Below are 5,522 nucleotides of genomic sequence, written 5' to 3'. Positions count from 1 at the left end.
CCGGGGCCGGGGCGCCCCCGGGCGGAGCGGGTTGCGGTTACGACTGGGGGGGGGGGGGCCCCGGGGGGGGGGCGGCCCGCGGACGGGCGCCCGGGCCCCCGTACGAACGGTCCCACCAGGCACGATCGGCGCCGCTGGGTACGGCCGGTGTCCGGCGTCCGACCGCCGGTGCGGGGCGCGCGCGGGGGGCCGGGCGCGTTGGCTACGCTCGATTCGCGGGCGCGCCGGCCCGTGACGCGCGGTGTGCGGGAGGGGCGACGTGAACGTGTCGGGAGACGTGAACGTACGGGCGGACGCGCACGCGAGAGCGGATGCGGGGGTGCGGGGCGCGTCCGGGCCGGGCAGTGGGAGCCCGACGGCCGGGGTCGCGCCCGTTTCGCGCGCGGGCGCGCGCGCGGCCCCGCCCCGCGCCCTGCCTCACCGCCCGTCCGACCCCCACCGCTTGGTCGTACGGCCCGCCGGCTCCCAGTCCGCGGTCCGGTCCGACGCCGGCGCCGGCTGCTGCTCCGTCGCCCGCTCCCCCGCCGTCGGCGGCGCCCAGTCGGCCGCCTCCACCGGCAGCTGCTCCGGGCGGCCGTCCGAGGGACGGGGCGGCAAGGGTTGCTGGACGCGGGGCCCGGCCCCGGCGGACGCCTCGTGAGGGTCCTTTTTCGGCCAGAGCGTGTACGAGAGCGCGACCAGGAACCAGATGCCGGTCACCAGGCCCATCGGCGACTGCCAGTCCCGCAGCGCCGCCGTGCGGTCCGCGTCGTCGACGTACCAGATCGCCAGTTGCAGCAGCCCGGCGGCGACCCCGGCGGCCAGCGCCATCCGCAGCCACATCTGCCACTCGTGCACGATCCGCGCCCGCCCGTACTTCGGCGGCTTGGCCGGCTTCGGGCCGCCGGCGAAGCGGTGCGCGACGTGCCGGTCGACCCAGGCGATCGTGTAGTGGCCGAAGCCGACGGAGTAGCCGATGTACACCGCGGCCAGCCCGTGCTTGGTGCTCGCGGTGGCGCCGTTGCGCAGGTCGATGGTGGTCGTCACGAGCAGGGCGAGTTCGAGCAGCGGCTCGCACAGCAGGACCGCGGCCCCCGCCCGCGGGCGGCGCAGCGCGTACCGCAGGGTGAGTCCTGCGGCCAGCAGCACCCAGAAGCCGACCTCGGCGACGATGATCATCGTGATGATCACGGTGTGCTCCCGTCCTTCTGATCGTTCACGGCGAGCCCGTGGGCGACCTTCGGCCCCGGGCGGCCCCTCCAGCCTCCCCGGGCGCCGCTCCGTCCCGCATCGTCGCCGCTGACGAACCCGTACTGCATCCTTCGATGTACCACCCGCGCCGCGCGCCCGACCGACAGCGGACACCGGGGCTCCGCGTCCCGTGCTGTGATGGAGCCATGCCGCGCCGCCTGCCCCCGCTCCGACCGCACGAGCACGACGTGCTCATCAGCGTCGGCGGGCTGCTCGGCGGGCTCCTCCTCTACGCGCTCGACCTGCGCAACAGCCCCACCGCCTTCGGGCTGCCCGAGTGGCTCTTGCTGCTGGCGCTGGTGGTGATGTGCGGGGCCGAGCTGCTGCGCCGCACGGCGCCCAGGCTCGCCCTGGTCGTCGCCACCCTCGCGCTCGCCCTCGACCTGATCACCGGCACGCTGGTGGCCACCGTCCTGATGTTCTCGGACGTGGTGTACGCGGCCGTGCTGTACGGCTCGCCGCGCACCGCCCGCCGGGTGCAGCGCGAGTGCTACCTGATCACCGCGCTGGCCACGGCCGGCACCTTCGCCGCCTACCGCGAACCGGCCGCGCTGCTGCTCGGCTTCGCCACCGCGATGATCACGATCGTGCCGGCCTGGACCGGCGCGCTGGTGCGCTCGCACCGGGACGCGGCCGAGGCGGCGCGGCACGAGGCCGAGCGCACCGCGCTCCTCGCCGAGCTCGACCGGCGCGAGGCCGTCGCGGCCGAGCGCGCCCGGATGGCCCGCGAGCTGCACGACATGGTCGCCGGCCATCTGTCGGCCATCGCGATCCACTCCACCGCCGCGCTCTCACTCGGCGATCCGAAGGCGACCGGCGAGGCGCTCGGCGTGATCCGCGAGAACAGCGTGCAGGGGTTGGCCGAAATGCGTCGGTTGATCGGACTGTTGCGCGATGCCAGCGGCGAGGTGGAGCCGACCGCTGTCCCCACGCTCGACGGGCTCCAGGCGCTGATCGACCGGGCCGAGCGGGCCGGCGCCGACAGCGGCCTGTCCTTCGCGCTCAGCGACGAGCGCGCGGCGCAGCCGGCGGCGACCGGGGCCGGCACGCGCGCGGGCGAGACGCCGGCCCCCGGCAGCAGCACGGGCGCGACAGCGTCCGGCGAGGCGCCCCGCGGGCTGCCGATGCCGGTGGAGTTGGCCGCGTACCGCATCGTGCAGGAGGCGCTGACCAATGCGCTCAAGCACGCGGGGCCCGGCACCGTCCGGGTGCGGCTCGCCCGGACCCGGACCGGGCCGCTGTGTGTGGAGGTGACCAGCGCGCTCACCGATCGGGACGGTCCGCGGGCGCCGGGTTCCGGGGCCGGTCTGGTCGGCATGCGCGAGCGCACCACGCTGCTCGGCGGCACGTTCGACGCGGGTCCCGCGCAGGCGGGTTCGGAGAAGATCTGGCGGGTACGGGCCGTACTGCCGGTGGAAGAGGAGAAGCAGGCATGACCGAGCCGACCGATGCGGGCCCCGTAGCGCCGATCCGGGTGCTGGTCGCCGAGGACCAGTCCTCCGTGCGGGCCGGTCTGGTGCTCATCCTGCGGTCGGCGCCCGACCTCCAGGTGGTGGGCGAGGCCGCGGACGGCGAGCGGGCCGTGGCCATGGCGCGCGAACTGCGCCCCGACGTGGTCCTGATGGACGTGCAGATGCCCCGGCTTGACGGGGTGTCGGCCACCCGGCAGATCGTCGCCGAGCGCCTGGCCGACGTGCTGGTCCTGACCACCTTCGACCTCGACGACTACGTCTTCGGCGCGCTGCGCGCGGGCGCTGCCGGCTTCCTGCTCAAGGACAGCGAGGCGGGTGAACTCCTGGCCGCGGTGCGGACGGTGGCCGGCGGCGAGGGGATGATCGCGCCCGCGGTGACCCGCCGGCTCATCCACGAGTTCGGCCGGGTCCAGCCACCGGAGCCGCCGACCGGCCAGAGCGCCAAACTCCTTGACGCGTTGACCCGGCGCGAGCGCGAGGTGCTCGGCTGCCTCGGTGAAGGGCTGTCCAACGCGGAGGTGGCCACCCGGCTCACGATGGCGGAGGCCACCGTAAAGACGCACGTCAGCCGGTTGTTGGCGAAGTTGGAACTGCGCAGCCGGGTGCAGGCCGCGGTGTTGGCGCAGGAGTGCGGCGTCAGCGCCCCGCAGCCGCGCGACTAACCGGAACGAGTCGACAGATCGACTCTCACTTTGGTCCAGACCTATTGACCAGTGGTCCAGACCTCCTTACGCTCCCTTCACATCTTTGGTGAGCGTGTCATGACAATGACGGCTTACTGGGCGGCGCTCGTTTTCGCGAAGATCTCAGCCCGACATCCGGACCCCACGTCCGGACCCGAGTATCCAGGAGCCCCTGTAGTGAGATCAGGAATCGTCAGACGCATCCGGCATACCCGGCACAGAACAACCGCGACGCTCGTCGCGATGGCCCTCCCCTTCGCCGCACTCGTTGGCCTCGCCTCTCCCGCCCAGGCCGCCGAGTCCGCCACCGCCACCTTCCTCAAGGCATCCGACTGGGGCAGCGGGTTCGAAGGCCGCTGGACGGTCAAGAACACCGGTGACACCACGCTGAGCAGTTGGACCGTCGAGTGGGACTTCCCCTCCGGTACCACCGCCGGCTCCGGCTGGGACGCCACCGTCTCCGGTTCCAACGGCCACTACACCGCCAAGAACCTGAGCTGGAACGGCTCCCTGGCGCCCGGCGCCAGCGTCACCTTCGGCTTCAACGGCACCGGCACCGGCGCGCCCAGCGGCTGTAAGCTCAACGGCGGCTCCTGTGACGGCAGCACCCAGCCGGGCGACACCCCGCCCAGCGCTCCCGGCACCCCCTCGGCCAGCGAGATCACCAACACCTCGGTGAAGCTGAGCTGGACCGCCGCCACCGATGACAAGGGCATCAAGAACTACGACGTGCTGCGCGGCGGCGCCAAGGTCGGCACCGTCACCGGCACCAGCTACACCGACAGCGGCCTGACCGCCGGCACCGACTACTCGTACACGGTCAAGGCGCGCGACACCGCCGACCAGGTCGGCCCGGCCAGCCCCGCCCGCACCGTGCGCACCACCGGTGGCGGCGGCGAGCCGCCCGTCGGCGACGCGGTCAAGCTCGGGTACTTCACCAACTGGGGTGTCTACCAGCGCAACTACCACGTCAAGAACCTGGTGACGTCCGGCACCGCCGAGAAGATCACGCACATCAACTACGCCTTCGGCAACGTCCAGGGCGGCAAGTGCACGATCGGCGACAGCTACGCCGACTACGAGAAGATGTACGACGCCAGCGCGAGCGTCGACGGCCAGACGGACACCTGGGACCAGCCGCTGCGCGGCAACTTCAACCAGCTCCGCAAGCTGAAGGCCAAGTACCCGCACATCAAGGTGCTGTGGTCGTTCGGCGGTTGGACCTGGTCGGGCGGGTTCGGTCAGGCCGCGCAGAACCCGGCCGCCTTCGCCGACTCCTGCTACAAGCTGGTCGAGGACCCGCGTTGGGCCGATGTCTTCGACGGCATCGACCTGGACTGGGAGTACCCGAACGCCTGTGGTCTGACCTGCGACACGAGCGGCCAGAACTCCCTCACCGCGCTGATGAAGGCGACCCGGGACCGGTTCGGCAAGGACAACCTGGTCACCGCGGCGATCAGCGCTGACGGCTCGGACGGCGGCAAGCTCGACCTCGCCGACTACGCCGGCGCCGCTCAGCACGCCGACTGGTACAACGTCATGACGTACGACTTCTTCGGCGCCTGGGACGCGAAGGGCCCGACGGCTCCGCACTCGCCGCTCACCTCCTACCAGGGCATCCCGAAGGAGGGCTTCAACTCCGACGCGGCGATCCAGAAGCTGAAGGGCAAGGGCATCCCGGCGAAGAAGCTGCTGCTCGGCATCGGCTTCTACGGCCGCGGCTGGACCGGCGTCACCCAGAAGGAGCCGGGCGGCACCGCGACCGGCCCCGCGCCCGGCAAGTACGAGCAGGGCATCGAGGACTACAAGGACCTCAAGGACCGCTGCCCGTCGAACGGCACCGTCGCCGGCACCGCGTACGCCCACTGCGGCAACCAGTGGTGGAGCTACGACACCCCGGCCACCATCGGCGGCAAGATGTCGTACGTGAAGGACCAGAAGCTCGGTGGCTCCTTCTTCTGGGAGTTCAGCGGCGACACCACCAACGGTGAGCTGATCTCGGCCATCAACAGCGGCCTGCGCTAACCCCCCTGGGAGTGGCGGGGGGCCCCCGCCCCCCCCCCCCGCCGGCCCCCCCCCGCCCCCCGCCCCGGCCCCCGCCCCCCGCGGGGGCGGGGGGCGCGCCCGCCCCCCGCCA

Annotated in this window: 4 protein-coding genes; 3 read left to right on the top strand and 1 reads right to left on the bottom strand. The window is 72.9% G+C overall.

Translation table 11 applies throughout. The features are described from left to right. Nucleotides 1-417: 417 nt before the first annotated feature. Nucleotides 418-1,170 carry a hypothetical protein gene (locus AAHZ94_RS27670; RefSeq protein WP_502964802.1) on the bottom strand — a complete coding sequence of 251 codons (753 nt, stop codon included), beginning with the start codon at nucleotides 1,168-1,170 and terminating at the stop codon, nucleotides 418-420. A gap of 206 nt (nucleotides 1,171-1,376) precedes the next feature. Here AAHZ94_RS27670 and AAHZ94_RS27665 point away from each other — a divergent pair, with 206 nt between their 5' ends. The 3 genes from AAHZ94_RS27665 to AAHZ94_RS27655 all read left to right on the top strand — a co-directional run bounded on the left by AAHZ94_RS27665 (nucleotide 1,377) and on the right by AAHZ94_RS27655 (nucleotide 5,410). Next, nucleotides 1,377-2,666: a sensor histidine kinase gene (locus AAHZ94_RS27665; protein ID WP_349996205.1), complete on the top strand. Its 1,290-nt coding sequence runs from the start codon at nucleotides 1,377-1,379 to the stop codon at nucleotides 2,664-2,666. Next, complete coding sequence (locus tag AAHZ94_RS27660) at nucleotides 2,663-3,364, top strand: response regulator (RefSeq protein WP_349996203.1); 702 nt, start codon at nucleotides 2,663-2,665, stop codon at nucleotides 3,362-3,364. The genes AAHZ94_RS27665 and AAHZ94_RS27660 overlap by 4 nt, the downstream gene beginning before the upstream one ends. 264 nt (nucleotides 3,365-3,628) lie before the next feature. Next, nucleotides 3,629-5,410, top strand: coding sequence for a glycoside hydrolase family 18 chitinase (locus AAHZ94_RS27655; protein ID WP_349996201.1), 1,782 nt, complete (start codon nucleotides 3,629-3,631; stop codon nucleotides 5,408-5,410). Nucleotides 5,411-5,522: the final 112 nt, after the last annotated feature.

The sequence above is a fragment of the Streptomyces sp. HSW2009 genome (genome assembly GCF_040240285.1).
Classification (GTDB): domain Bacteria; phylum Actinomycetota; class Actinomycetes; order Streptomycetales; family Streptomycetaceae; genus Streptomyces.
Note: the sequence above shows the minus strand (reverse complement) of the source record. Positions and strands in the feature narration are given on the sequence as shown.